Here is a 25,985-nt window from a genome sequence, read left to right as displayed (position 1 = left end):
GTTGAGTTCGGCCGCAGAGGTGCACTACGGTCGGGATTGCTGTCGCCGATCCTGGCACCCGTACCCGAAACCGCCGGTGCGCGCGGTCGAGACAGCGAACAGAGGGTGGAGCCCGCGCACCGTGGGGGTGCGATGGGTTTGGGGCCGCCTTCGCAGAGATGCCTCTGGGGGCAGCGATGCGCAACCATGCTTCGACGCGCGGGGGAAACCGCGACGTCGTCCGACTGGACGCTCACCACGGCTTGCGCCGGTGACCGCACCTTGACCGACGGCGGCGAGGGACCGCCCCCCTTCCCCTCGCCGCCGTCCTCCTCCGAATGCCGGTTTGGCTGAGGCATCCGCGTGTCGTAGTATTGATCTTTGGTGTTCGGCTCAGCTGACCCGGCACCACGAACGTGAGCCCTCCACTGGCGTGTTCCTCGGCCTTCGGCACGGAGAACCACCCCGGAGTGGGATTCACGAACCTCTCCGTTCGATCAAGAAAGCAGCACTACTGTGACGCGCACTTACACCCCCAAGACTGGCGAGATCCAGCGCGAGTGGCTGGTCATCGACGCGACTGACGTCGTCCTCGGCCGTCTCGCCTCGCACGCCGCCCGTCTCCTTCGCGGCAAGCACAAGCCCACGTTCGCGAACCACGTCGACACCGGCGACTTCGTCATCATCATCAACGCCGACAAGGTGGCCCTCACCGGTCAGAAGCTCGAGAAGAAGAAGGCCTACCGCCACTCGGGCTACCCGGGCGGCCTCACCGCCGTCACCTACGACGAGCTCCTCGCGAAGAACCCGGAGCGCGCCGTCGAGAAGGCGATCCGCGGCATGCTGCCGAAGAACAGCCTCGGCGCGCAGCAGCTGCGCAAGCTGAAGGTCTACCGTGGCGCCGAGCACCCGCACTCGGCCCAGCAGCCCAAGACGTACACCCTCGACCAGGTCGCCCAGTAAGCACCGCAGAGAATAAGGACACACTCGTGGCGAACATCGAAGACTCCACCAACTACTCCACCGAGACCCCGGTCGAGCAGACCGACGCCGTCACCGAGCGCCCCGTGCTCTCGGTCCCCGGCGCCGCTGTCGGCCGTCGCAAGCAGGCCATCGCCCGCGTGCGCCTCATCCCGGGTTCGGGTGTCATCACCGTCAACGGCCGTGAGTTCGAGGACTACTTCCCGAACAAGCTGCACCAGCAGCTCATCACCGACCCGTTCACGGTGCTCAACCTCACCGGCGCGTACGACGTCATCGTCCGCATCTCGGGCGGCGGCCCCTCGGGTCAGGCCGGCGCGCTGCGTCTCGGCATCGCCCGGGCGCTGAACGAGATCGACGCCGAGAACAACCGCCCGACCCTCAAGAAGGCCGGCTTCCTCTCGCGCGACGCCCGCGTCATCGAGCGCAAGAAGGCCGGTCTCAAGAAGGCCCGCAAGGCGCCTCAGTACTCGAAGCGCTGATCGGCTTCTCCACCGCATGCCGATCTTTGGCACGGATGGGGTGAGGGGGCTGGCCAACGGCCCCCTCACCGCCGATCTTGCACTGTCCCTGGCCCAGGCGACTGCCGTCGTCCTGGGCCAGGGCCGTTCTGCGGACGCGCGGCGCGCCGCGGGCAAGCGCATCACCGCCGTGGTCGCGAGGGATCCCCGCGTGTCGGGAGAGTTCCTCTCCGCTGCGGTCGAGGCCGGGCTCGCGTCCTCGGGCGTCGACGTCTACGACGCCGGCGTGCTGCCGACACCGGCGACCGCGTTCCTGATCGCCGACATCGACGCCGACTTCGGGGTCATGGTCTCGGCGTCGCACAACCCCGCGCCCGACAACGGCATCAAGATCTTCGCCCGCGGCGGCGTGAAGCTCCCCGACGTCGTCGAGGAGCGCATCGAGCACGCCATGGCCGGGCCTAAGCTGCAGCCCACCGGCGCCGGAGTCGGTCGCATCCGCCGCTTCGCCGACGCGGAAGACCGCTACGTCGTGCACCTGCTCGGGTCGCTGCCGCACCGGCTCGATGGCATCCACGTCGTGCTCGACTGCGCGCACGGCGCGGCGTCGGGCGTCTCGCCCGAGACGTTCCGCGATGCCGGCGCCCAGGTCACCGTGATCGGCGCCGATCCCGACGGCCTGAACATCAACGACGGCGTCGGGTCGACGCACCTCGACAAGCTCGCCGAGGCCGTCCTCGCGCACGGCGCCGATGTCGGAATCGCCCACGACGGTGACGCCGACCGCTGCCTCGCGGTCGACGCGGACGGCCGCGTCGTCGACGGCGACCAGATCATGGCGATCCTCGCCGTGGCGATGAAGGAGCGCGGCACGCTGGCCGACGACACTCTCGTCGCCACGGTGATGAGCAACCTCGGGCTCCACCGCGCGATGGCCGAGAACGGCATCCGCGTCGAGCAGACCTCCGTCGGCGACCGCTACGTGCTGGAGCGCATGAACGAGGGCGGCTTCTCGCTCGGCGGCGAGCAGTCCGGCCACGTCATCATGAGCGAGTTCGCCACGACCGGCGACGGGCTGCTGACCGGCCTGCACCTGCTCGCCGAGATGGCGCGGCAGAAGAAGTCGCTTGCGGAGCTCGCGTCGGTCATGACCGTGTTCCCGCAGGTGCTCCTCAACGTCAAGGGCGTCGACCGCTCTCGCGCGAACAGCGATGAAGGCGTGTCGGATGCCGTCGCCCGGTCGGTCGCGGAGCTCGGTGATTCGGGCCGCGTGCTGCTGCGTCCGTCGGGCACGGAGCCCCTCGTGCGGGTCATGGTCGAGGCCGCCTCCGCCGAGGCCGCCCGTGCGCATGCCGAGCGTCTCGCCGATGTCGTCCGCGAGCGTCTCGCGCTCTGACCTGATCGATCGACCCCGATCGACTGACGGCCCCGCCTGAGAAGGCGGGGCCGTCGTCGTCTCCGGTGCTCAGGCTGCCGTCGCGCTCCACGACAGCGATTCGATGTATCGCAGGAGCACGCCCTCGCGCAGGGCCCACGGCGACACCTCCAGCTCATCGACCCCGAGCGCGCGCATGGCCTCGTCCAGCACCACGGCTCCGGCCACGATCTGGAACGTGCGGTCGGCGGTGATGCCGGGCAGCTCCTGGCGCACGGGCGCGGGGATCTTCGCCAGCCGGGGGATCCACGAGGCGAGCGAGGCGCGGGGGAGCAGCATCCGCTCGCTTCCCGGCCAACCGGGAACCGGACGGCCGGCGAGCTTGGCGAGCGACCGGATCGCCTTCGACGACCCGACGATGTGATCCGGCGACTGGAGCTGCCCGAAGCGCTCGGCGATCGGCGCCAGGGTGGACTGCGCATGCGCCCGCAGCACGTCGATGGCGTCTTCGCCCGGAGGGTCGTGCGGGAGGAACTCCACGGTCATGCGCCCGGCGCCGAGGGGGACGGAGGCCGCGAGCTCGGGCAGTTCGTCGGGTCCGGCGGCGATCTCGAGCGAGCCTCCGCCGATGTCGAGCAGCAGGATCTGCCCGGCGGCCCAGCCGAACCAGCGGCGTACGGCGAGGAAGGTGTAGCGCGCCTCGGTCTCGCCGCCGAGCACCTGGAGCGGTTGGCCGAGCGCCTCTTCTATCAGCGCGATGACCTCGGGCCCGTTGGTCGCCTCGCGGACGGCCGACGTCGCTGTCGCGAGCAGTTCGACGACGTTCTCGGATGCCACGACCGTCCGCGCCTCGGTCACCGCCGAGATCAGGGCGTCGACGCCTTCCTGCGTGATCTCGCCATCGGGACCGAGATAGCGCATGAGTCGCAGGACCGTCCGGCGGCTCGTGGTCGCGAGCGGTCTACCCCCGGGGCGGACGTCGGCGATGAGCAGGTGGACGGTGTTCGATCCGATGTCGAGGACTCCCAGGCGCACGGGTCGACAGTACAGGTGCGCTCGGATTGCACGACCGAGGGGCTCACCGCGGATGAGCGCAGGATGAGAACTGGCCTCGTTCGCTACCGTCCCCGGAATCGCCCGTCTAGCCTCAGCGCCAGGGTGCCGATCCGGCATCCGTCCCCGCGCGCGGACACCTCAGGAATAGCCCGTGCGCTAGGCGCTCGACGATGAGCGCTCACGTGAAGGAGAGAACATGAATCGATCCCGCATCACAGGGAGAGGCGGGCTGGCACTCGCCGCGTCCGCCGCGACGGCCGTGGCACTCGCCATCGCTCCGGTGTCGGCGGCGACAGCCGCACCCGCCGCGAAATGCGACAACCGCAACAACAACACGATCGCCAAGCTGCTCGAGTGCGTCTCGGCGGAGGGCGCGATGGAGCACCTCGAGGCGTTCCAGCAGATCGCCGAGGAGAACAACGGCAACCGCGCCGTCGACACCACGGGCTACGAGGCCAGTGTCGACTACGTCGTCGAGACGATGGAGGCCGCGGGCTGGACCGTGTCGATCGACGAGTTCGACTACTTCGTGCCGATCCCCACGGTTCACCAGCTCACGCCGCAGGACGTCAACCACCCTGCGGGCTACTTCGTGACCGGTTCAGCCGAGGGCTCGGTGACCGGAAACGTCATCCCGGTCGACCTCGCCCTGGGCACCCCCGGTGGAGGAACGAGCGGCTGCCAGCCCGAGGACTTCGACCTGACCCTCTTCGAGGGCGACAACGACATCGCCTTGATCCAGCGCGGCGCATGCGAGTTCGGCATCAAGGCGCGCAATGCACAGAACGCCGGCGCCGAGGCCGTCATCATCTTCAACAACGGCACCCCGGGCAACACCGGCCCGATGAGCAACGTCACGCTCATCGGTGCGAACCCGACCCCGCTCGACATCCCCGTCGTGAACACGTCGTTCGCCGCCGGCGGCGCGCTCGCCGTTCCCGGTTCGACCGCCACGGTGTCGATGTTCATCGAGAACCACCCGCAGCAGAACGTGATCGCCGAGCTGCCCGGCCGCAACGCGAACAACGTCGTGATGGCCGGCGCCCACCTTGACTCGGTCCCGGCCGGTCCCGGCATCAACGACAACGGCTCGGGCTCCGCCGCGCTGCTCGAGGTCGCCGAGAGCATGAGCAAGGTCAAGCCGCAGAACACGGTGCGCTTCGCATGGTGGGCTGCCGAAGAGGTCGGCCTCGTGGGCTCGCAGGCCTACGTCGACGGGCTCAGCCAGGCTGAGAAGGACCGCATCGCGCTGTACCTCAACTTCGACATGGTCGCCTCGCCCAACTACATCTTCATGGTGTACGACGGCGACGAGTCGACGTTCGAGGCCCCGGTCGTGGTGCCGGAAGGCTCGGTCCAGATCGAGGACATGTTCGAGAGCTACTTCACGAGCGTGGGCGTGCCGTACGACGACGCCGAGTTCAGCGGCCGCAGCGACTACGAGGCGTTCATCCTGGCGGGCATCCCGGCAGGCGGTCTCTTCACCGGCGCCGAGGACGAGAAGACGGCGGAGCAGGCCGAGATCTGGGGCGGCATGGCGGGCGAGTGGCTCGACCCGTGCTACCACCAGGCGTGCGACGACATCGACAATGTCAGCATGGACGCGCTCGACACGAACGCCGACGCGATCGCACTGTCGGTCCTGGCGTACGCGTACTCGACCGAGGCGGTCAACGGCGTCCGCGGGGCCAACGTGCCCGGCGGCCTGAAGCTGCCCGCGCCCGCCGGTGCCGAGGGCACGTGGGCCGGCGGCGGCGGTGGCCTCCACCCCGACCACGGTCACCACTCGGCGAGCTGACGCCGATCGTCCGGCGGCGGGCCCGTCCTCTTCGGGGGGCGGGCCCGCCTCAGTTGCACATCCCGCACAGGTCGGTGGCGGCATCCGTCCACCCGTTACGATGAGCGGGATGTCCGCAGACGAAGCCACCATCGCCCCGGCGCAGTCCCTCTACCGTGAGATCGGCCGCGGCGAGTGGGCGCGCCTCGCAGCGGGCATGGCGCAGCCGCTCTCCGAGACCGAGATCGTGCAGATCCGGGGTCTCGGCGACCGCCTCGACATGGCCGAGGTGCAGCAGGTCTACCTGCCCCTCTCGCGGCTGCTCTCGCTCTACGCGAAGGCCACCAAGCAGCTCGGCGCCGAGACCAGCGCGTTCCTCCACGACGAAGACTCCACCACGCCGTTCGTCGTCGCCGTCGCGGGCTCCGTCGCCGTGGGAAAGTCGACCATCGCGCGTCTGCTGCGCGAGCTCATGAGCCGCTGGCCCGACACGCCCCGAGTGGAGCTCGTCACCACCGACGGGTTCCTCTACCCGAACGCCGAGCTCGAGCGCCGCGGCATCATGGCACGCAAGGGCTTCCCCGAGTCCTACGACCGCCGCGCCCTGGTCTCGTTCCTCACCGAGGTCAAGAGCGGAGCGCCCGAGGTGAGGGCGCCGTTCTACTCGCACATGCGGTACGACATCGTCCCCGACGCGCACGTCACGGTGCGCCGCCCCGACGTCGTGATCGTCGAGGGGCTCAACGTGCTGCAGCCGCCACCCGCCCCGCACGACGTCGCGGTGAGCGACCTGTTCGACTTCTCCGTCTACGTCGACGCCGATCCCGCGCACATCGCCCAGTGGTACGTCGAGCGCTTCATGGCCCTCAAGACGGGCGCTTTCTCCAACCCCAGCTCGTTCTTCAACGTGTTCTCGCACCTGAGCGACGAAGAAGCGGTGCAGACCGCGCTCGGCTACTGGAACGACATCAATCTGCCGAACCTCATGGAGAACGTGCTGCCCACGCGCGGGCGCGCGAGCCTCGTGCTGCAGAAGGCCGCCGACCACACCGTCGAGCGAGTCCTGCTGCGCAAGCTCTGACCTTTTCGTTCAGGCTCCTCGCATAACCCTCCGCCTACCATTGGAGGCATGTGTGGAATCGTCGGATACGTGGGCCCGCGGCAGAGCCAGGCCGTCCTGATCTCCGGGCTCTCGCGCCTCGAGTACCGCGGCTATGACTCGGCCGGCATCGCCGTCATCGACGGCGACGGCGGTCTCGGCATGCGCAAGCGCGCCGGAAAGCTCCAGGTGCTGCGCGACGACCTCAGCGCGCACCCCCTCGCCGACGGCACGACCGGCATCGGCCACACCCGCTGGGCGACCCACGGCGGACCCACCGACGGCAACGCGCATCCGCACCTCGCCGACGACGACAAGCTCGCGGTGATCCACAACGGCATCATCGAGAACTTCTCCGAGCTCAAGGACGAACTGCTCGCCGACGGGTTCACCTTCCGCAGCGAGACCGACACCGAGATCGCCGCCGTGCTCCTCGGCCGTGAGTACCAGCGCAGCGGCGACCTCATCACCGCGTTCCGGGCCACCGTCTCGCGTCTCGAGGGTGCGTTCACGCTTCTCGCGATGCACGAGGACCAGCCCGGCCTCGTCGTCGGCGCGCGCCGCAACTCGCCGCTCGTGATCGGCCTGGGCGAAGGCGAGAACTTCCTCGGCTCCGACGTCGCCGCGTTCGTCGAGCACACCCGCAACGCCCTCGCGATCGGCCAGGACCAGATCGTGGCCATCACCCCCGAGGCCGTCACCGTCACCGACTTCGACGGGAACCCGGTCCAGGTCGAGCCCTTCGAGGTGACGTGGGATGCGTCGGCCGCCGAGAAGGGCGGCTGGTCCTCGTTCATGGCCAAGGAGGTCTCGGAAGAGCCCGAGGCCGTCGCCAACACGCTGCGCGGCCGCATCCGTGACGGTGAGGTCGTGATCCCCGAGCTCGACGGGCTCGACGACCTGTTCACCGGCATCTCGCGCATCATCGTCATCGCGTGCGGCACCGCCGCCTACGCCGGCCAGGTCGGCAAGTACGCCATCGAGCAGTGGACGCGCATTCCCGTCGACGTCGAGCTCGCCCACGAGTTCCGCTACCGCGACCCCGTGATCGGACCCGACACGCTCGTCGTGTCGATCAGCCAGTCCGGCGAGACCATGGACACGCTCATGGCCGTCAAGTACGCGCGCGAGCACGGGGCGAAGACGCTGTCGATCTGCAACACGCAGGGCGCGACGATCCCGCGCGAGTCCGACGCGATCGTCTACACGCACGCCGGCCCGGAGGTCGCCGTCGCCTCGACGAAGGCGTTCGTCGCGCAGGTCACCGCGCTCTACCTGATGGGTCTGCACATCGGCCGCGTCCGCGGTGTCGTGCCGGCCGACCAGGCTGCGGCCCACGTCGCCGAGCTCGAGGCGATCCCCGGCAAGATCACGCAGATCCTCGAGCGCGAGCAGCCCCGCATCGAGCAGTTCGCCCACTGGATGGCCGACACCCGTTCGGTGCTGTTCCTCGGCCGTCACGTCGGGTACCCGATCGCCCTCGAGGGCGCCCTCAAGCTCAAGGAGCTCGCGTACATCCACGCCGAGGGCTTCGCCGCGGGTGAGCTCAAGCACGGTCCGATCGCGCTCATCGAGCCCGGTCAGCCCGTGTTCGTCATCGTGCCCTCGCCCCGCAGGTCGGCCGAGATGCACAAGAAGGTCATCTCGTCGATCGAGGAGATCCGCGCGCGCGGCGCCCGCGTGATCGCTATCGCCGAGGAAGGCGACGCCGCGGTGCTGCCCAAGGCGGACGAGGTGCTGCGCATCCCGCTCGCCGGTCCGTTCTTCGAGCCGCTGCTCGCCGTCGTCCCGCTGCACATCTTCGCGATGGGTCTGGCGACCGCCAAGGGCCTCGACGTCGACCAGCCCCGCAACCTCGCGAAGTCGGTCACGGTCGAGTGAGAGCGACCGCGAGGCGTCCGCACACACCGCGATAGGGTGACGGATGCCGCGACCGCGGCGTGACGGGAGAGGTACGTGATCGTCGGGATCGGCGTCGACCTGGTCGACATCGCCCGCTTCGAGCGGACGCTCGAGCGGACGCCGCGGCTCCTGGTGCGGCTGTTCTCGGTCAAGGAGCGCGAGCTCAAGCCGCGTTCGCTCGCCGCGCGCTACGCCGCGAAAGAGGCGCTCATCAAGGCGCTCGGCGGGTCGGACGGCGTGCACTGGACCGAGATCGAGATCACGCCCGAGGCATCCGGCCGCCCGTGGTTCACACTCAGCGGCACGACGGCCGATGCCGTCGCCGACCGCGGCATCACCGCCCTGCACCTGTCGATGTCGCACGACGCCGGCTTCGCCACCGCGTACGTGGTGGCGGAGGCATCCGCTCCTCCTTCGCCCTTCGTCCCTTCGGCCTCTTCCGCGAGACAGCACGTCCGCGACGAGACGGCGCCTGGCGTCCGTCGTCTCGTCGCCGATGCGTCGTCTCGCGATGCGCACGAGGACGTGGAGCGCGACGAGGACGGGGAGCGCGGCGCGGACGGGGCGGGAGCACGATGACCAGGCTCCCGGCAGGCGTCATGCGCGAGGCCTCCATCGACGTGGGCGCCATCGAGGACAACGTGCGCCATCTGCGCCGGCTGACGGGGTCCGAGGTCATCGCGGTCGTCAAAGCCGACGGGTACGGTCACGGCGCGGTGCGGTCGGCGGTCGCCGCGCTCGCCGGCGGGGCGACCCGCCTCGGTGTGGCCGACATCACCGAGGCGATCGCGCTGCGGCGTGCGGGCATCGACGCCCCGATCGTCGCGTGGCTGCACGCCCCGGGTACGTCGTTCGCCGAGGCCGCGTCGCTCGGCATCGAGCTCGGCATCTCGAGCTTCGATCAGCTGCTGGCCGCCGCGGGCGCGGCATCCGCCGACCGTCCCGTCGGCGTGCACCTCAAACTCGAGACCGGGCTCTCCCGCAACGGCATCGCCCCGGAGGACCAGCGCATCGTGTTCGCCGAGGCCGCGAGGCTCGAGCGGATCGGCAAGCTCCGCGTCATCGCACTGTTCAGTCACCTGTCCAACACCTCAGCCGACGACGACCGGGCAGCACTGCGGGCCTTCGAGAACGGCATTGCGCTGGCGGCGTCACTCGGGCTCGCTCCGCCGCTGCGCCACCTGGCCGCGACGCACGCGGCGATCGCGCTGCCCGAGACGCGCCTCGGCTGCGTGCGCATCGGCATCGGCATCTACGGACTCTCCCCCTTCGCGGACCGCACTTCTGCCGACCTCGGACTGCGTCCGGCGATGACGCTGCGCGGAGCCGTCGCCGCCGTGCGGCGCGTGCCCGCCGGCAAGGGCGTGTCGTACGGCTACGCATTCCGCGCGGAGCGCGACACGACGCTCGCGCTCGTGCCGCTCGGCTACGCCGACGGCGTGCCGCGCCAGGCATCCGGAGCCGGTCCCGTTGTCATCGGCGGCCGCCGGTTCGAGGTCGCGGGGCGCATCGCGATGGACCAGTTCGTCGTCGACGTCGGCGACCACCCCGTGGCGGTCGGCGAGGAGGTCGTGCTCTTCGGCGACCCGACCCTCGGGGCGCCTGCCGCCGACGACTGGGCGCGTGTCGCCGGCACGATCAACTACGAGGTGGTCACGCGCATCGGGCCGCGTGTTCCGCGACGTCAGGTCTCGGCGTGAGTGGGAACGCCGACGGCGCTCCGGGCGTTGACTCCGACGTGGAACAGACGCTCACCGGACTCGACCCCCTCCTCGGCACCCGCGAGATCGTCTCACCCGAGGCGATGGAGCAGCTGGGCGAGCAGATCGGACGGATGCTGCGCCCCGGCGACCTCGTGGTGCTCACCGGTCCGCTCGGCGCCGGCAAGACGACGCTGACGCGCGGCATCGCCCGCGGGCTGGAGGTGCGCGGTCCGGTGCAGAGTCCGACCTTCGTGCTCGCGCGCACGCACCCGTCGCTCGTCGGCGGAACGCCGCTCGTGCATGTGGACGCCTACCGGCTCGGATCGCCCGCCGAGCTCGACGACCTCGACATCGACTTCGACCGGTCGGCGGTCATCGTCGAGTGGGGCCGCGGCATGGTCGAGGGGCTCCGCGACACGTGGTGGGAGATCGAGCTCGACCGCGAGTGGCACGGCCGGGGGATCGACACCGCGTGCGGCACGTCGTCGCGCGTGGCCGAGGACCTCGACGCCGACACGCCGCGCGCCGTGACGATCAACCGCCGGCCCTGAGGAATCGGGCGGTCGCCGGGGCGCGCGAGGCGGCGACTACCCTGGGAAGGGTGATCCTCGGCATCGACACGTCTCTCGGCACGGCCGTCGCGGTCGTCGAACACGACGGCGTCGTGCGGTCTCAGGTCGAGAGCGTCGACCCTCGCGGCCACGCCGAGGTGATCGGCTCGCTCATCGAGCGGGCGCTGGCCGAGGCATCGCTCACCGCCTCCGACATCACGCATGTCGCCGTCGGCATGGGCCCGGGGCCCTTCACCGGGCTTCGCGTGGGCATCGCCGCAGCGCGGGCGTTCGCCCTCGGGCGCGGCATCCGGGTCGTGCCGGTCGTAAGCCACGATGCGGTCGCCATCGAGCTGCTGCTGCACGACGCGCTGACCGGCGGCCTCGACCGCGACGACCTGCCGTTCGCCGTCGTGACCGACGCCCGCCGGCGAGAGTTCGCCTACTCGGTCTATCGCGGCCTCGACGACGACGGGCTGCCCGTGCGCGTCGCCGAGCCCGCGCTGGCGCCACGCGACGACCTCGACGCCGTGCTCGCCCGCGACGGCGTGATCCGGCGTGACGCCGACCGGGTGCCCGGTGCGCTCCTCGCGCTGTGCGCGGCGCGCGCCCTCGCGGCCGGCCGCGCGATCGCCTCGTCCGACGCACTGTACCTGCGCTCACCCGACGTGACCCCGCCCGCCGCGCGGAAGCGGGTCGGCACATGACGGTGCGTGCGGCCGGGCCGGCCGACGTCGAGGCGATCATGGCGCTGGAGCGGGCGTCGTTCCCGACCGATGCCTGGTCGGACGCGATGATGCGCGAGGAGATCGCCTCGCCGCACGGCTGGTACATCGTCGACGAAGAAGCAGGGCGACTGGTCGGCTACGCGGGCCTGCGCGCCGTGCGCGGAGCGCAGGACGCCGACGTGCAGACCATCACCATCGCCGAGTCCGCGCGGGGCAGAGGCCGCGGCCGCACGCTGCTCCGCGCACTCCTGGCCGAGGCCGCCGACCGCCACGTGCACGACGTGTTCCTCGAGGTGCGCGCCGACAACCCGGTGGCGCAGGCGCTCTACGTCTCGGAGGGCTTCCTCGAGATCGGCCGCCGCCCGCGCTACTACCAGCCCGACGACGTGGACGCCGTCGTCATGAAGCTCGACCTGCGCGGATGGGCCGCGCGGGATGCCGCGTCCGCCGACGACGCGGGAGTGTGCACGTGAACCGGCCTGAGCCGCTGATCCTCGGGATCGAGACGAGCTGCGACGAGACCGGCATCGGCATCGTGCGCGGGCGCACGCTGCTGTCGAACACGATCGCCAGCTCGATGGACGAGCACGCCCGCTACGGCGGCGTCGTGCCCGAGGTCGCCGCCCGCGCGCACCTCGAAGCGCTCGAGCCGGCGATCCACGCGGCGCTCGCCGAGTCGGGCGTCGCGCTGTCCGACATCGACGCTGTCGCCGTCACGTCCGGACCCGGCCTCGCGGGCGCGCTCATGGTCGGCGTGGGCGCCGCCAAGGCGCTCGCCGTCTCGCTCGACCGACCGCTGTACGCCGTGAACCACCTGGTCGGGCACATCGCCGCCGACATCCTCGATCCCGACGCCCCGCCGCTCGAGTACCCCACCGTCGCGCTCCTCGTCTCGGGCGGCCACACGTCGCTGCTGCTCGTGCGCGACCTCACCAGCGACGTCGTGCTGCTCGGCGAGACCGTCGACGATGCCGCGGGTGAGGCGTTCGACAAGGTCGCGCGCCTGCTCGGACTGCCCTACCCTGGCGGCCCAGAGATCGACCGGGCCGCGGCGAGCGGTGATCCCGACGCGATCCGCTTCCCCCGCGGGCTCTCGCGCCCGGGCGACATGGCCTCGCATCGCTACGACTTCTCGTTCTCGGGGCTCAAGACCGCGGTCGCGCGATGGATCGAGCAGCGCGAGGCGGCCGGCGAGCCGATTCCGGTCGCCGACGTCGCCGCGAGCTTCCGCGAGGCCGTGGTCGATGTGCTCGTCACGAAAGCACTCGCCGCCTGCGGTGATCACGGGGTGCCGCGGCTGCTGCTCGGCGGCGGCGTCATCGCCAACCGCCGTCTGCGCGATGTCGCGCTCGAGCGTGCGGCCGCGGAGGGCGTCACCGTGCGCATCCCGCCGCTGTCGCTGTGCACCGACAACGGAGCGATGATCGCCGCCCTCGCGTCGGAGCTCGTGATGTCGGGCCGCCCGCCGTCGACCCTGGAGTTCGGCGCCGATTCGACCCTGCCGGTGACCGAGATCCAGGTCGCGGAGGCGGTCGCGTGAGCGACGACGAGCGGATGCCGCCACCCGGCGAGCCCGCGGCGGGCGCCGAGGCCTCTCGGCGCGCGGAGCAGGCGCCGCCCGCGCCGCAGGCCGAGCCCGCCCGGCGCGCGAAGCCGGTCCCACCCGAGCCGGCCGTGCCACCCGCGCCGCCGGCTCCGCAGCCCGCGGTCGAGCCGCCCTCGCCCGACGTGTCGCTCGCGGACGAAGCATCCCCTCTCCCCGGCGCGCACCGCGGCGGCTTCCTGCGACTGCCGACCGCGCCGGTCGCGGTGACGTCCCAGTCGGCGCCGCCCGAGCCCGGCACGGAAGAGCCGGCAGCGACCGCTCAGTGGCTGATGCCGCCGACCGACCCCCCGCACCGCGGCTTCGCAGGGTGGGCGCTCGCCTCATCGATCGCGGGGCTGGTCGTGTCGCTCTTCGTCGGCTGGGGCTTCCCGATCGGCCTGGTCGGGGTGGTCACGGCCATTCTGGCGCTGCGCCGGCCGCTCGAGAGTCGCCCGGTCGCGATCTGGGCGCTCGTGCTCGGCGTCGTGTCGATCCTCTACAGCGCCGGTTGGCTGTTCTACGCGGCCGCCCAGGCGTCGATCATCGGCTGACGCGGTCGGCGAGGATCGCGAGCCGCCGGCTGCCGACGCGGGTGAGGAAGAGCGTCGCCTCGCCGTCGCCGCGCAGCGTGAGCTTCTTGCGGAACTGGGCGGGGTCGATGTCGACACCCCGCTTCTTGATCTCGAGGCGGCCGACGGCTCGGTCCCGCAGCGCCGCGTTGATGGTCGGGATCTTCGCGGGCATCGCCTCGTCGACCCGGAAGGTCGACACGAACGGGCTCGTGACGGCGGCATCCGATGTCAGATAGGCGATGTGCTCATCGAGCATGCCGGCCTCGAGGGATCGCGCCACGTCGCCGATGAGCCGCGCCCGGATGACCGCTCCGTCGGGTTCGTGCAGGAACGCGCCGAGCTCGCGAGCCGGCTCGTCGGGCGCGTCGGCGGCGCTGGTGAGTTCGTGCGCCTCGTCGCCCCGCAGCACGAGGGCCGCCCGTCGCACCCCCTCCCGGGCGAGGCCGCGCGACCACAGCACGAGCTCGACCGTGGAGCCGTCGGCGCTGATCCACTGCGCCTCGACGTCGTCGGGGATGAGGTCGCGATCGAGACCCGGGCCGAGCTTGATCCCGGTGGGGAGGCGCGTCGCGAGATCGAACGCCCACTCCAGCGACGGCGACCAGTCCTCGGGACGCGTGCGCTGCGTCTCGGAGTGCCCGATGGTGCGGCGTGCCGGATCGAGCCAGACGGCGTCGACGTCTGCGAGGTCCGCCTCTTCCGCGGTGCCGTGGGTCACGGTGACGGCGTCGCCGAACGGCGCGAGGTTGTAAGCGGCGATCCCGGCGGTGACCTCGTCGGCATCGACGGCGGTCACGGCGAGGCCGAGTCCCGCGAGACCGAGGGCGTCGCCACCGATGCCGCAGCCGAGGTCGGCGACGCGGCTGAAGCCGGCCGCACGGAACCGTCCGGCATGCCGGGCCGCGATCTGCAGTCGTGTGGCCTGCTCGAGTCCGGCGCGCGTGAACAGCATCCGCTCGGCGAACCCACCGAACTTCGCCGCAGCCCGGGCTCGCAGGCGCGACTGCGTCACGACTGCCGAGACGAGGTCGGGGGAGTACCCCTCCTTGCGCAGCCGGGTGACCGTCCGCGCGACGTCGTCGGCCGACTCGGCGGCCGGGAGCGCATCGAGCAGACGGAGTCCCTCCGGGGTCAGCAGCGCGGTCAGCTCGGCCATCTGCATCCGGCCAGCCTACGGGGACCGTGATCCGCGCGCTCGCCCAGCCGTACCCCCTACCGGCCTCGGGGAGTGCTGGGGAGAACCCCGCGTGCGGACGCGGCAGGCAGGTAGTCCTCCCCGATGTGCTCCACGGTGGACGCTCGTAGCGTTCAAGCCAACATCAGGATCGGGGAGCGCCCCGGGATAGGGAAGGGCTCATGCCTATCGACATCAACGACTTCGACGACTCGTTCAATACGCGCGTGCGTGACTCGTTCAACACCACGACCACCAACTCGGCGACGCTGGGAGTGGACCTCGACAACGTCGGCAACTCCGATGAATCCGTCAACGACAGCGGCAACGTCGATGTCGGCGTGACGGATTCGTTCAACGAGGATTCGCACGATGTCGACATGGACACGGACGTGGACATCGAGGATTCGTTCAACGACAACTCCGACAACTCCACCGACGACCACACGGACAACTCGACCGACGACTCCAACAACGACAACTCCGAGAACTGGGTGAAGGACTCGTACAACACCTTCACCGACAGGTCGACGGACGACCACTCGATGAGTGCGGGGGACCGCACCTACAACGTGGGCATGGGCGACGTGAGCCTCGGCGGGGCGGGAGGTGCAGGACTGGCGGCCGCGCGCGGCGCAGCCGGCGGAATGTCGGTCGAGAGCCACAACACGATCGTCGACCAGTCGGTGAACGCCAACGTACTCGGCGGGGGTATGCACGCGTACTCCGCGAGCGGGACAGTCGTCGCATCGGGAGACGAGTCGATCGCAGCCGGGGACGACGTCGACATCGAGACCCGCGTCGACAACTCGACGGTGATCGCGGGCGGAGGTGACGTCAACGTCGGGAATGAGACGACGGTGTCGAATGTCGTCGGCTCGTACAACTCATGGGAGGACAACTCCACCAACGAGGACAACTCGATGGACGTGGATATCGACGACTCCTGGAACGACTACTCCGACACCTACACGGCGACGGACTCGTTCAATGAGACGACCGACATGACGGCCACCTTCGATGTGGACGCCGACGTGAACGCCATCGTGGAGAGCAGCGACTCCGCCATCGTCGACGATCTCGACCTCGGTCTCTGATCCGTCACCCCGGCCCGGGAGCGTTCTCCGGGCCGGGCCCCACTGCTCGATCGGTGCATGCGCCGACGATGAGAGGAACACGACATGCCCTTCGGCATCGATGACATCGACGATTCGTACAACCTCCGGATGCGCGACTCGTTCAACTCCACGGCCGTCAACACCGCGGACATCACCGTCGGCGTCGACGACGCCGGCAACACGAACGCGTCGACCAACGCCAGTGAGAACACGACGGCGGATGTCGGCGGCTCATTCAATGAGGATTCGAACGACGTCGACGTCGACATCGACGCAGACATCGAGGACTCGTTCAACGACAACTCCGACAATTCGGTCGACGACCACACGGACAACTCGACCGAGGACTCCCACAACGACAACTCCGACAACTCCGAGGAGGACTCGAACAACTCGTGGACCGACGCGTCGGTCGACGATCACTCGCTCAGCGCGGGTGCCCGCACCTACAACGTCGGCATGGGCGACGTTGCGTTCGCCGGCGCGGCCGGCGGAGCTGGTGCGCTGAACGTCGCGAGCCACAACACGATCGTCGATCAGTCGGTGAACGTCAACGCCGCTGCCTTCGGCGGTGTCGGGCTGGGGGCGAGGAGCGACGCCGTCGTCGCGTCGGGCGACGGGGCGATGGCCGCCGGAGACGACGTCGACATCGACCAGCGGCTGGATGAATCGACGACCATCCTCGGTGGAGGCGACGTGAACGTCGGCAATTCCACGTCGATCGAGAACGTGATCGACTCGCACAACTCTGTGATCGACGGCTCCACCAACACCGATAACTCGTGGGATGTCGACATCGACGGCTCGTTCGACGACCACTCCGACTCGTACACGGCGACCAACTCCTTCAACGAGGAGCTCTCATCGATCAACGAGAGCGACTGGGACGTGGATGCCAACGTCATCTGGGACAGCGAGGACACCGTGATCGTGGATGACACGACCGTCGACCTCGACATGCCGGAGTGACGGTCCAGACCTCAGGTACGCGGGAACACCACTGGGGGAACATGCTCCGGGCCGGGTCGCCGGCCCGGAGCATTCCCGTCCTCGCGGGGGACCGCACGCGCTGGGAACGCGCTAGCGTGTGCACTGACGGACATACCGCCGCCGAAGGAGTCGAGGTTGACTCAGAGCCTGCCCGGGGAGCAAGATCACCACGCGTCCGCGTCGTCCGCGAGCGGGCGCGGTTCAGTGCTGGGGTCCGCCGACGCGCACGCCCTCCTCGACCTCGTGCGGCGTACACGAGCGCTCGCGGAGGAAGCCGGCCGGGCGGACCTGGCTCGACGCCTCGACGACGCGCGCGCTCGACTGGACGATCCGAATATACGAGTGATCGTCATCGGGCAGTTCAAGCAGGGCAAGAGCAAGCTGGTCAACGCACTCATCAATGCGCCGGCCTGCCCCGTTGACGACGATCTCGCGACGAGCGTGCCCACGGCGGTCGGGTATGCCGCCGAGCCGTCGGCCGTGGTCCTGCTGCGCAGGGAGCGCGCATCGGGGACCACGATCGAGCGGAAGCCGATCCCCATCGACGAGGTGGCGCAGTTCGTGTCCGAGGGCGGCGACAGAGCGGACGACGCCGAGGTGGTGGGCGCCGAAGTCATGCTGCCCCGCGAACTGCTGAAGGGCGGGCTGCGGCTCGTCGACTCGCCAGGGGTGGGTGGGCTCGAATCCACCCGCGCCCTCAGCACGCTCGCCGCGATCTCGACGGCGCACGCCGTGCTTCTGGTCTCGGACGCCTCGCAGGAGTACACCGAGCCCGAGGTGCAGTTCCTGCGCAATGCGATGCGGGTGTCTCCGAACGTCGCGGCGGTGCTGTCGAAGACAGACCTCTACCCCGAATGGCGGCAGATCGAGGAGATCGACAGGTCGCACCTCTCGGAGGTCGGCGAGATCCCCATCTTCCCGATCTCGAGCGACCTGCGGATCCTGGCCGCGGAGCAGCAGGACCGCGGCTTGAACGACGAATCCGGGTTCCCCTCGCTGGTGTCGCACTTGAGGCGCGACGTCATAGGCCGCGCGGCCGCGATTCATCAGCGTGCAGCGGTACACGACGTATCGTCGGTCGCGGACCAGCTCATGCTGGCGGTGAACACCGAGCTCAACGCATTACTGCATCCAGAAGACACACCGCGCATGATCGCCAGGCTCGAAGACGCCAAGTCGCGCGCGGACGACTTCCGTGGCCGGACGTCGCGCTGGCAGGTCACGCTGAGCGACGGCATCGCGGACCTCATCGCGGACACCGAGCACGACCTGCGGGATCGTCTTCGCAAGGTGCAGCGCGAGGCCGAGGGGGCCATCGACGAAGGCGACCCCGGACCCATCTGGGACCAGATCGCCAGCTGGCTCGATCAGCGCGTCGCGTCCGCCGTATCCGAGACGTTCGTGTGGATGAACGAGCGGTCGCAATGGCTCTGCGAGCAGGTCGCCGTCGAGTTCGCCGCCACGGAGTCGTCGCTGCCGCGCATCGACGTGGCGGGCACCGACGACGTCCTCGACTCCGTAGAGAGCCTGCAGGCGCTCGACGAGGGCCGGCTCGGGGCGGCCGAGAAGATCTACATCGGCGTGCGGGGATCGTACGGCGGGGTGCTGATGATGGGCTTGGCCACCAGTCTTGTGGGTCTCTCGCTGATCAATCCGCTCTCGCTGCTGGTCGGCGTCGTCGTAGGCAGGCGCGCCTACCGTGAGGATCGGTCGGCCCGATTGAGCCGTCGGCAGTCGGAGGCGAAGAATCTCGTGCGGCGCCATATCGAGGACGTCGTGTTCCAGGTCGGGAAGCAGCTCAAGGACCGGCTCCGGTTCGTCCAGCGGACGGCGAGAGACCACTTCGGCGGAATCGCCGACGAGCTCCATCGCTCGCTGGCAGACTCCGTGACGGCTGCCAAGCAGGCCGCGGCGACGTTCACCGCGCACCGGGACGCGAGGGTGCGGGAGCTCAAGGCGCAAGAGGCGAGGATCGAGGCCCTGCGAGCGGACATCCCCCAGCTGGCGCCCGCGCAGACCGTCGGGACGAGCTCCCCGTGACCGGCGGAGCGCTCGCCGACGCGTTCGAGGTGATCGAGCACGTGCGCGCGTCCGTCTCCCACGATGGTTCAGCAGCGGAGCTGCTCGAGGCGTGCGACCGGAGACTTCGTGAGCCGTTGCGGATCGGGATCGCGGGAATGGTCAAAGCGGGGAAGTCGACTCTGCTGAATGCGCTGATAGGCGAGGAGATCGCGCCCACGGACGCCGGGGAGTGCACCCGCACGGTCACCTGGTACCGGCACGGGACGACCCCGAGCATCACCGTGCATCGCCGCGATGGTGGAACCGAGCGGATGCCGGTCCGGCGACGGGATGGCCGTCTTTTCCTCGATCTCGGCGCACTGCGCGCCCCGGATGTCGACTGGATCGACGTGGAGTGGCCTTCGGAGAACCTCCGGTCCACCGTCCTCATCGACACGCCGGGCATCGCCTCGCTGTCGACCGACGTCTCGGCGCGGACGGCGTCGTTCCTCACGCCCTCGCGTGCGCCGTCCGCTGCGGACGCGATCATCTATCTGCTGCGTCACGTGCACGCATCCGATCTCACCTTCCTGGAGGAGTTTCGCGACACTGCGGCGGGGGAATCGCAGACGGTGAATGCGCTCGCGGTCCTCTCCCGTGCCGACGAGATCGGCTCGGGTCGCATCGACGCACTGATCTCGGCGTCGAAGATCGCCGGACGGTACCGGCACGACGGCGAGCTCCGAGCGCTCGCGCTCGACGTCATTCCGGTCGCAGGACTTCTTGCCGAGGGCGCCCGCACCTTGCGGGAGCGCGAGTACGCCGCCTTCCGGGTGCTCGCCGACCTTCACCGGGACCTCCGCTCGCGCGCGCTCGTCTCGGCTGACCGGTTCCTCGGTGAGAACTCCGGCATCCCGCTGGACCTCGAGACTCGGCGTGCGCTGCTCGCGCGGTTCGGCGTGTTCGGCATCCGGCTGGGGACGGCGATCGTGCGCGCAGGAGCGGACTCCTCCACCGAGCTCGCGGAGCGCATGGTCCGACAGAGTGGGCTGGTCGACGTTCAGCACTTCGTCGAGGAGCAGTTCCGCAGCCGCGCCGGCGCGTTGAAGGTGCGCGGCGTGGCCCAGGAACTGGAACTGCTCGTGCGCCGCAGCAGCCGTCCGGAGCGAGCACGCCTGCTCGCCGAGGTGGAGCGGCTGTGGGCCGCCACGCACGATCTGCGCGAGCTCGCCCTGCTCGCACGCCTCCGCACCGGAGTCACCGGTCTCTCGGCGGGCGACGCCGCCGAAGCCGAGCGGATCGTCGGCGGAGCGGGCACCTCGGTCCACGCGCGACTGGGCTTGACCGACGCAGCTGATCGTCGCGACTTGCGTGAGCGCGTTGCCCGGCGCCTCGATCACTGGCGAGGGGTCGCGGAGTCCCCGCTGAGCGACCAGACGACCGTGCAGATCTCTCGCACAGTCATCCGCAGTATCGAAGGAATGGCGTCACAGATCCCCGCTGCCCACCGTTCCCATCGAGGGGTTGCGGACGTCATGGCGGCGCGCGGTCCAGCGCAGGGCGGGAGGTAGCACGCTGAAGAGCAGCGCGACGACGCCCAGAAGGAGCTGTGCCCGCAGCAGCTGGTGGAGCGGAGCGCCGCGCTCTCCCATCGCAACGAGCTCCTGGGCTACGAGGTATACGCCCGTCTGCACGATCAGCGAGCCGAACAGCCACCACCGCGTGTTCGGTCGGCGATTCGCGAAGGATACGAGGAAGACGATCTGGAACGCGATGAGCGCGACGGTCACCCCGAACACCGACCAGAAGACGATGTCCGCCGCGATCGCGTACGTCTGCTCGGCACGCGTTGCGTCGACGGCACGTACGCGCTCGACGATGGCCGGGTGCTGCGGCAGGCGGATGACGAATAGGTAGACCACGGCGGCGGCGCCCGCCACGAGGCTGAGAACCCAGAACAGCTGGCTCATCCGGACGGTGAAGGGCGGCGGAAGCTTCACCAGCACAGGCGCGGCCGCCTTGTCGGTCAGCGTCGGGCGTGGGGGAGGCCCGTCACTGCGGACCGACGGCGACCGCGCCTGCGGAGTGGACACGGCGTCGCGCCGCTGCCTGTCGGCGGGTGTGAGCTCAGAACTCGTCATCGGCGGCCGAATCGTCGACGAGTGAGGTCTCCGTGGACTCGAACGCGCCCGCGGTGTCAGACTCGGTCGTCTCGGCGTAGGTCGTGACGGTGGACTCGTACGTGTCGTCCGCCACGGGTTCAGGCTCCGCCACAGGCTCAGGTTCGGCGACCGGCTCGGCCGCGGTCGTGGCCGTCGGCGTCGTCGCGGAACTCGCCGTCGCGGCGTCCGTGAACGAGTCCGTCACGACGACCTGAGTCGACGAGTCGGTCGACGTCGACGCGTCGGTCGATTCGTTGTACGAGTCTTCGATGACCGTCTCCGTCGACTCGTTGCCGACGTTCGCGTCATCGCCGGCCGTGATGGTGGTGGAGCGGTCCTGCGTCTGCTCGATCGACACGTCGTCGCCCGCGGCGACGGCTTCATCGCCGGATGCGACCACAGCCTCCTGATCGAAGACCTGAGTCACATCGCCGTCGGCCCAGATGTTCTGATTGACCGATTGGTCCACGACGGTGTCGCTGTCGTCGATCCAGGCGAAGTTGTGGACGATGGTGTTGATCTCGCGCACCACGGGGTCACCCGACTGCGCACCGCCGGCGGCGGACGACGGGTGTGGATGTGGAACGACCGTGACGCGTTCGACGACCACGGGGGTCACGGCCGCGACGTCCGCAGCTGTGGTCTGACTCAATCCGCGGCTCGCGAGCGCACCGTGCGGATCTTCCTCGAACTCGGCTGCGGCGGCGGGATCTCGGAGGAGGCTCAGGATGAATTCGATCAGCGCCTCGGCGATCGTCGCCAGCGTCACACTCATAGCAGTCTCCTCATCCTAAAAATCTGATCTGACGGTAGAGCGATCTCTTCCGTTTCGCGTCGGGGAATGGCCCCCGCAAACGGCGGGCAGAGTAGGGGAGACCCACCGTCGCGATCCCGCTCGGCGCTCTCGGTGCGAGTCAGCAGGGGGATCATGCGATCTCCCTCCCAGCCGGCCGTCGTCCGTCAGCGACCTCGTCATCCAGGACGAGGCGCAGCTTCGCGATCAGGTCGGAGCGAGAGGTGGCGCCGAGCCGGCGCCGGATGCGCGCGATGTGGTGCTCCGCCGTACGCGGAGAGATGAAGATCGATGCTCCGATCTCGCTGTAGGTCTTGCCCTGGAGGACGAGCAGAGCGACTTCGCGCTCGCGAGCGCTCAGCATCGCGTCGCCCCGGTCGGCGGACGAGTCGAGGGCGACGTCGTCGGCACCGGCTGTGACGTGGTCGCGGGGATGGAGGCGCCGGGCACAGGCCAGAAGATTCGTGATGTCGCGCCGATCGTCCGAGCGTCCTGCGCCGTGTCCCGCCAGCCTCGCCCCGTCCCAGGCCAGTCCGATCTCGGCGAGACCCAGAGCCGCCTGCTCGACCTCGGCCGCGTCGACGGAGCCGCTGAGGACGGAGGTCCAGACTCTGCCGGCTCGCGCCATGTGCTCGGCGACTCTGCTGCGCGAGGATGCCGCGACGAGAGCACGGGCATGCGGCCTCAGCGCAGCGGGATCGTTCGTGAGGATCCCCTGCTGGATCCCGGCCCAGTGGACGTGGGCGGACCAGACGGGCGGGGCGCCGAGCGCATCGAGCCTCGCAATGGCCCCCATGAAGTGGGAGGTCACTCGCGTGCTGTCCCCTGCGCGTGCGGCCACGGTCACGAACTCCGCGAGCGGAAGGAGAGTGAAGACGTCGAACTGCGCGTGAAGGAGAACGTTCCTGGCGCGACGCCACGTGGCCATCATCGAGGTCTTGTCGTGGTATCGGCGGGCCACGGCGACATCGATCGCCTCCCAGAGGACCCGGTCTCGCGGGGTCCTCGGCCCACCGGCGCTGCGGACCACGTCGAGAGCCGCACGCACCTCCTGGGGGCGGTCGCGCTGCACAGCGACCCACGCTTTCCAGAGGGCGAGGCGATCCCGCGCCGCGGGACCGCCCTGATCGCCATCCCGCGCATCCGTCAGGATCGAGTCCGCCACCTCGAGCTCGCCGAGGTTGATGGCGACGACGGCGGCGATGACAGCGGGAAGTTCGGGGATGGGATCCCGCGCCCCTGCCGCCGTGTACATCTCACTCGCCTGGACCAGGTTCTCGAGCACGCTCCCCGCAGCCTCGACGAGCGTCGATCGAAGCCCGCGGACGAGAAAGCCGAGCGAGATATCGAGAGTCGAAGGGATGGCGCTCGGAGCCCGCGGCGCTGCCTGCGGCGACACGGACGTTGACGCGCGTCCATCTCCCGCGGCGATCGCGGCGATCGTCGCGCGGGCTCTCTGTGCGGGTCCGACGGATTCGCCCGCAGCCGCGTAGACGCCGCGCGCCGTGTCCATCGCGCACCGCGCCGCCCAGATCGCCGCAGAGAGATCGATCGCCAGATCTCGATCGGCATGCCGGTCCGGGACGATAGTCGCGTCCAACTCGGCCGCTGCGCGATCGACATCGCCGAGCGCCCAGAAGGCCTCGGCCCTGCGGACCGCGACCGTCACAGCATCCGCCCCGCACTCTCCAGCTCGCCGGTAGAGCTCGCCGGCATTCAAGGGGTCGGCGTGAAGCGTCGACGCCGCCTCCCGCAGCAGGGCATCGGCCAGGCGTGCATCGCGGATGCCGCGGAGCGACCGTGTCCGGTCGTCGTCGGTCCCGATGGCACCGGCTTCCAGAAGCCGATCGACAGGGGTGATGGCGCGGACCGCGGAACGGACGACGGGCACGACCTCGCCGTTCTGGAGTAGGAGCCCTTCCGCATGAGCCGCCAGAACCCGCGCGCGGACCTCCGGTGTCCATGTGGCCGACCTCGGCGCGCGGAGGCTCAGGGACTGGACGATATCGCGGATCTCCGGCTCGAGCTCGAGCAGGCGGTAGGCGATCACCTCGCCCAGCGACTCGATGATCTCGCCGTGGTCCGGTGCGCTCACGCAGCGGGCATCGTCGTGGATGGCGAGTGCTTCGGCCACGAGCCATGCCGTTCCGCCGGTCAAGGTGAGGATGCTCTGTACGCACGCGCTGTCCCGGGCGGGGCCGCCGGGCCACGCATCTCGCAGGTCACCGGCGACGAGGTGTCCGAGAACGATCGGCGGCTCGGAGCGCTCCAGCGCGCGGGTGATCTCGTGAAGCCGCTCCGAAGGGGGCCACGGTCGTCGGGCGACGACGATGCCTGCATCCGGGTCGTCGACCCGGTCGGCGATCCACGCCAAGGCACCGTCGTCGAGAAGGTGCGCATCGTCGACGAGAACGACCGTCTCCGGCGGCGTCTCGTCCGAAGGGCGGCGCGACGCAAGCGCCAGAGTCGTCGTCCCGCGGTGGGCGAGGGAGCGGTGGAGATGGTGCAGAAGCGCTGTCTTGCCGGACCCCGCGGGTCCGATGACCAGTCCCCGGATGGGCCGGCCCGTGTGGGCGACGATGGTCTCGACTCGGGTGACGGCGAGTCTCGGCCATCGCCCTGGTGCGTTCGGGAGCAGGGGTTCGGGGATCGGCGTCTGGGACATGGGCTCGGTCGGGGGCTGGCGTCATGTCAGGGCGGGAGTATGCCGGAACCACCGCCACCGCGAGGCCGGCGCTGCCGCCGGCGCAGGGGGTGGCTCTTCGACCGGACGGCTGTCGGTCCCGGTGTCGACGACCTGGGAGCTGTCTCCGCGCAGACGCAGCTCGGCCGTGCGGTGCGCGGCGCCGAGAACTGCGGCCGCCTTCGGATCGACGTCGACCGCGAGGGGGCGGTCGAGGCGTTCGGAGAGGAGCTGCGTGATACGCGGGATGCGGGACGAGCCGCCGATCATCAGGATCGCGTCGACGTCTTCGACATCGAGCCCGGAGCCCTCGAGCGACCGGGTCAGGGCCTCGACTGTGCGCACCACCCCGGGTTCGATCATGGCCTCGAACTCCGCCCGGGTGAGTCGCACCGAGACGTGATGACCTTCGACGAGGACGGGTATGGTCGTCTCGCTGTCGAACGAGAGCGCTTCTTTCGCATCGGTGCACTCTCGCCGCAAGGCCTTCAGGCCGAGCATCGAGCCCTCGCCCAGCATGTGCGTCTCGACACCGGCAGCGGTGATCACGTGCTGGAAGACCGCGTCGTCGAAGTGCGAGCCCCCGAAGTCGTCGAAGCTCGTCGGCTCTCCGACGGTGGCGACACGGTCATCGCGATCCTTTCGCACGACGACGGCATCGAACGTTCCGCCGCCGAGGTCGTACACGGCGATGGCGTGGTCGGCAGGCAGCGGATGTGTGGTCTCGTAGTGGCGCGCCGCAGCCTCAGCGACCGGGAGCACATCCACGTGCGGCCACCCTTCCCGCACCAGAGAGGCCGCGATGAGCTCGTGGCGGTATGAACCCCATGCCTGGGGCGCCGTCACAGCCAGCGCTGCGGGCGCCGTGCCCTGGCGCTCCGTCACCGCATCGACCACCCAGGAGATCACGCGGGCGAAGAGCTCGTCGGCCCGAACGCGTCGATCGCCCACGAGGAAGGGGACGTCATCTCCGATCCGGCGGACGAATCCGCGGAGGAGGCGACCGGGATTCGTCAGGCCCCGTCGGTCCGCGGCGTCGCCGAACACGAGCTCGCCTTCGGTGACGAAAGCCGCGCTCGCCGCAGTGTCGGCCGCGCGTCCCAGCCGGAACGGGGCGACCCGGACATCGCCCACCGGCGAGACGTGCGCAGTCGCGGCCGCGATGCGGCTGGTTCCCACGTCAACTGCGACACAGTACGGCGCTGTCATTCGAGTGTCCTGCCCCCAGGTTCGGACGCGGGCCCCTGGGGCCCAGCTCAGGTCTACCACCTCGTCCCGGACTTCGCGAGGGGCCC

22 protein-coding genes and 1 pseudogene are annotated in these 25,985 nt (G+C 69.9%); 17 read left to right on the top strand and 6 right to left on the bottom strand.

Translation table 11 applies throughout. The annotated features are described in order from the left end of the window. Window positions 1-495: 495 nt before the first annotated feature. Genes rplM through glmM form a run of 3 tightly spaced genes read left to right on the top strand, consistent with a single transcriptional unit; the run spans window position 496 to window position 2,817 of the window. Complete coding sequence (gene rplM / locus ACFC1W_RS03405; RefSeq protein WP_241112772.1) at window positions 496-942, top strand: 50S ribosomal protein L13; 447 nt, start codon at window positions 496-498, stop codon at window positions 940-942. Between the two features lie 26 nt (window positions 943-968). Beyond that, window positions 969-1,442, top strand: a complete 474-nt coding sequence (gene rpsI / locus ACFC1W_RS03400) for a 30S ribosomal protein S9 (protein WP_241112773.1) — start codon at window positions 969-971, stop codon at window positions 1,440-1,442. Window positions 1,443-1,458: 16 nt separating this feature from the next. Further along, window positions 1,459-2,817, top strand: coding sequence for a phosphoglucosamine mutase (gene glmM / locus ACFC1W_RS03395; protein ID WP_375988664.1), 1,359 nt, complete (start codon window positions 1,459-1,461; stop codon window positions 2,815-2,817). A gap of 69 nt (window positions 2,818-2,886) precedes the next feature. Here glmM and ACFC1W_RS03390 read toward each other — a convergent pair whose 3' ends face one another. After that, complete coding sequence (locus tag ACFC1W_RS03390) at window positions 2,887-3,831, bottom strand: Ppx/GppA phosphatase family protein (protein ID WP_375988661.1); 945 nt, start codon at window positions 3,829-3,831, stop codon at window positions 2,887-2,889. A gap of 217 nt (window positions 3,832-4,048) precedes the next feature. Between ACFC1W_RS03390 and ACFC1W_RS03385 the strand changes: the two genes are divergently transcribed. The 10 genes and pseudogenes from ACFC1W_RS03385 (at window position 4,049) to ACFC1W_RS03340 (ending at window position 13,748) form a co-directional block, all read left to right on the top strand. After that, window positions 4,049-5,650 carry a M20/M25/M40 family metallo-hydrolase gene (locus ACFC1W_RS03385; RefSeq protein ID WP_375988658.1) on the top strand — a complete coding sequence of 534 codons (1,602 nt, stop codon included), beginning with the start codon at window positions 4,049-4,051 and terminating at the stop codon, window positions 5,648-5,650. A 109-nt stretch (window positions 5,651-5,759) separates the two neighbouring features. Continuing rightward, window positions 5,760-6,710, top strand: coding sequence for a type I pantothenate kinase (gene coaA, locus ACFC1W_RS03380; protein ID WP_375988655.1), 951 nt, complete (start codon window positions 5,760-5,762; stop codon window positions 6,708-6,710). A 48-nt stretch (window positions 6,711-6,758) separates the two neighbouring features. Continuing rightward, window positions 6,759-8,609, top strand: a complete 1,851-nt coding sequence (glmS, locus tag ACFC1W_RS03375; RefSeq protein WP_375988652.1) for a glutamine--fructose-6-phosphate transaminase (isomerizing) — start codon at window positions 6,759-6,761, stop codon at window positions 8,607-8,609. 75 nt (window positions 8,610-8,684) lie between these two features. Next, a pseudogene (locus ACFC1W_RS03370) lies at window positions 8,685-9,035 on the top strand (holo-ACP synthase); the annotation flags it as partial. Between the two features lie 170 nt (window positions 9,036-9,205). Beyond that, window positions 9,206-10,330, top strand: a complete 1,125-nt coding sequence (gene alr, locus ACFC1W_RS03365; RefSeq protein ID WP_375988649.1) for an alanine racemase — start codon at window positions 9,206-9,208, stop codon at window positions 10,328-10,330. Between the two features lie 104 nt (window positions 10,331-10,434). Next, the gene (tsaE, locus tag ACFC1W_RS03360; RefSeq protein WP_375991403.1) at window positions 10,435-10,884 is read left to right on the top strand and encodes a tRNA (adenosine(37)-N6)-threonylcarbamoyltransferase complex ATPase subunit type 1 TsaE; all 450 of its coding nucleotides are present in this window, start codon (window positions 10,435-10,437) and stop codon (window positions 10,882-10,884) included. 50 nt (window positions 10,885-10,934) lie between these two features. Continuing rightward, window positions 10,935-11,591 (top strand): tRNA (adenosine(37)-N6)-threonylcarbamoyltransferase complex dimerization subunit type 1 TsaB, encoded by a 657-nt coding sequence (gene tsaB, locus ACFC1W_RS03355; RefSeq protein WP_375988646.1) that lies wholly within the window; start codon window positions 10,935-10,937, stop codon window positions 11,589-11,591. Beyond that, window positions 11,588-12,085, top strand: coding sequence for a ribosomal protein S18-alanine N-acetyltransferase (rimI, locus tag ACFC1W_RS03350; protein WP_375988643.1), 498 nt, complete (start codon window positions 11,588-11,590; stop codon window positions 12,083-12,085). The genes tsaB and rimI overlap by 4 nt, the downstream gene beginning before the upstream one ends. Then, window positions 12,034-13,152, top strand: a complete 1,119-nt coding sequence (gene tsaD / locus ACFC1W_RS03345) for a tRNA (adenosine(37)-N6)-threonylcarbamoyltransferase complex transferase subunit TsaD (protein ID WP_375988640.1) — start codon at window positions 12,034-12,036, stop codon at window positions 13,150-13,152. The genes rimI and tsaD overlap by 52 nt, the downstream gene beginning before the upstream one ends. Next, window positions 13,149-13,748: a hypothetical protein gene (locus ACFC1W_RS03340; protein WP_375988637.1), complete on the top strand. Its 600-nt coding sequence runs from the start codon at window positions 13,149-13,151 to the stop codon at window positions 13,746-13,748. Before tsaD ends, ACFC1W_RS03340 begins: the two co-directional genes overlap by 4 nt. Here the strand turns inward: ACFC1W_RS03340 and ACFC1W_RS03335 are convergent. Then, complete coding sequence (locus ACFC1W_RS03335) at window positions 13,738-14,931, bottom strand: SAM-dependent methyltransferase (RefSeq protein ID WP_375988634.1); 1,194 nt, start codon at window positions 14,929-14,931, stop codon at window positions 13,738-13,740. The genes ACFC1W_RS03340 and ACFC1W_RS03335 overlap by 11 nt on opposite strands. Window positions 14,932-15,125: 194 nt before the next feature. On the opposite strand from ACFC1W_RS03335, the gene ACFC1W_RS03330 reads away from it, so the two are divergent. The 4 genes from ACFC1W_RS03330 (at window position 15,126) to ACFC1W_RS03315 (ending at window position 20,623) form a co-directional block, all read left to right on the top strand. Next, a complete protein-coding gene (locus tag ACFC1W_RS03330; RefSeq protein ID WP_375988631.1) occupies window positions 15,126-16,040 on the top strand; it encodes a hypothetical protein in 915 nt (304 codons plus the stop codon). An 84-nt stretch (window positions 16,041-16,124) separates the two neighbouring features. After that, complete coding sequence (locus tag ACFC1W_RS03325) at window positions 16,125-17,030, top strand: hypothetical protein (protein WP_375988628.1); 906 nt, start codon at window positions 16,125-16,127, stop codon at window positions 17,028-17,030. A 156-nt stretch (window positions 17,031-17,186) separates the two neighbouring features. Further along, window positions 17,187-19,091, top strand: a complete 1,905-nt coding sequence (locus ACFC1W_RS03320) for a dynamin family protein (RefSeq protein ID WP_375988625.1) — start codon at window positions 17,187-17,189, stop codon at window positions 19,089-19,091. Beyond that, a complete protein-coding gene (locus ACFC1W_RS03315) occupies window positions 19,088-20,623 on the top strand; it encodes a dynamin family protein (protein ID WP_375988622.1) in 1,536 nt (511 codons plus the stop codon). The genes ACFC1W_RS03320 and ACFC1W_RS03315 overlap by 4 nt, the downstream gene beginning before the upstream one ends. Here the strand turns inward: ACFC1W_RS03315 and ACFC1W_RS03310 are convergent. From ACFC1W_RS03310 to ACFC1W_RS03295, 4 genes are all read right to left on the bottom strand, one after another. Beyond that, a complete protein-coding gene (locus ACFC1W_RS03310; RefSeq protein ID WP_375988620.1) occupies window positions 20,540-21,193 on the bottom strand; it encodes a hypothetical protein in 654 nt (217 codons plus the stop codon). The two genes, ACFC1W_RS03315 and ACFC1W_RS03310, sit on opposite strands and share 84 nt — an antisense overlap. Beyond that, window positions 21,180-21,989: an IniB N-terminal domain-containing protein gene (locus ACFC1W_RS03305; protein WP_375988618.1), complete on the bottom strand. Its 810-nt coding sequence runs from the start codon at window positions 21,987-21,989 to the stop codon at window positions 21,180-21,182. Before ACFC1W_RS03305 ends, ACFC1W_RS03310 begins: the two co-directional genes overlap by 14 nt. A 151-nt stretch (window positions 21,990-22,140) precedes the next feature. Next, entirely contained in the window at window positions 22,141-24,672 is a 2,532-nt protein-coding gene (locus tag ACFC1W_RS03300; RefSeq protein WP_375988616.1) for a LuxR C-terminal-related transcriptional regulator, read from the bottom strand. Between the two features lie 21 nt (window positions 24,673-24,693). Next, window positions 24,694-25,869, bottom strand: coding sequence for an Hsp70 family protein (locus ACFC1W_RS03295; RefSeq protein WP_375988614.1), 1,176 nt, complete (start codon window positions 25,867-25,869; stop codon window positions 24,694-24,696). Window positions 25,870-25,985 lie beyond the last annotated feature (116 nt).

This window comes from Microbacterium sp. NPDC056003 (genome assembly GCF_042274785.1).
GTDB lineage: Bacteria > Actinomycetota > Actinomycetes > Actinomycetales > Microbacteriaceae > Microbacterium.
Note: the sequence above shows the minus strand (reverse complement) of the source record. Positions and strands in the feature narration are given on the sequence as shown.

Bases quoted from the DNA above. Each gene is read 5' to 3' on its own strand.
- coaA (WP_375988655.1), top strand. From the start codon at position 5,760: ATGTCCGCAGACGAAGCCACCATCGCCCCGGCGCAGTCCCTCTACCGT.
- ACFC1W_RS03305 (WP_375988618.1), bottom strand. From the start codon at position 21,989: ATGAGTGTGACGCTGGCGACGATCGCCGAGGCGCTGATCGAATTCATC.
- glmS (WP_375988652.1), top strand. From the start codon at position 6,759: ATGTGTGGAATCGTCGGATACGTGGGCCCGCGGCAGAGCCAGGCCGTC.
- ACFC1W_RS03310 (WP_375988620.1), bottom strand. From the start codon at position 21,193: ATGACGAGTTCTGAGCTCACACCCGCCGACAGGCAGCGGCGCGACGCC.
- ACFC1W_RS03385 (WP_375988658.1), top strand. From the start codon at position 4,049: ATGAATCGATCCCGCATCACAGGGAGAGGCGGGCTGGCACTCGCCGCG.
- ACFC1W_RS03335 (WP_375988634.1), bottom strand. From the start codon at position 14,931: ATGCAGATGGCCGAGCTGACCGCGCTGCTGACCCCGGAGGGACTCCGT.
- ACFC1W_RS03325 (WP_375988628.1), top strand. From the start codon at position 16,125: ATGCCCTTCGGCATCGATGACATCGACGATTCGTACAACCTCCGGATG.
- alr (WP_375988649.1), top strand. From the start codon at position 9,206: ATGACCAGGCTCCCGGCAGGCGTCATGCGCGAGGCCTCCATCGACGTG.
- tsaE (WP_375991403.1), top strand. From the start codon at position 10,435: ATGGAGCAGCTGGGCGAGCAGATCGGACGGATGCTGCGCCCCGGCGAC.
- rimI (WP_375988643.1), top strand. From the start codon at position 11,588: ATGACGGTGCGTGCGGCCGGGCCGGCCGACGTCGAGGCGATCATGGCG.
- ACFC1W_RS03330 (WP_375988631.1), top strand. From the start codon at position 15,126: ATGCCTATCGACATCAACGACTTCGACGACTCGTTCAATACGCGCGTG.
- glmM (WP_375988664.1), top strand. From the start codon at position 1,459: ATGCCGATCTTTGGCACGGATGGGGTGAGGGGGCTGGCCAACGGCCCC.
- tsaD (WP_375988640.1), top strand. From the start codon at position 12,034: ATGGGCCGCGCGGGATGCCGCGTCCGCCGACGACGCGGGAGTGTGCAC.
- ACFC1W_RS03300 (WP_375988616.1), bottom strand. From the start codon at position 24,672: ATGTCCCAGACGCCGATCCCCGAACCCCTGCTCCCGAACGCACCAGGG.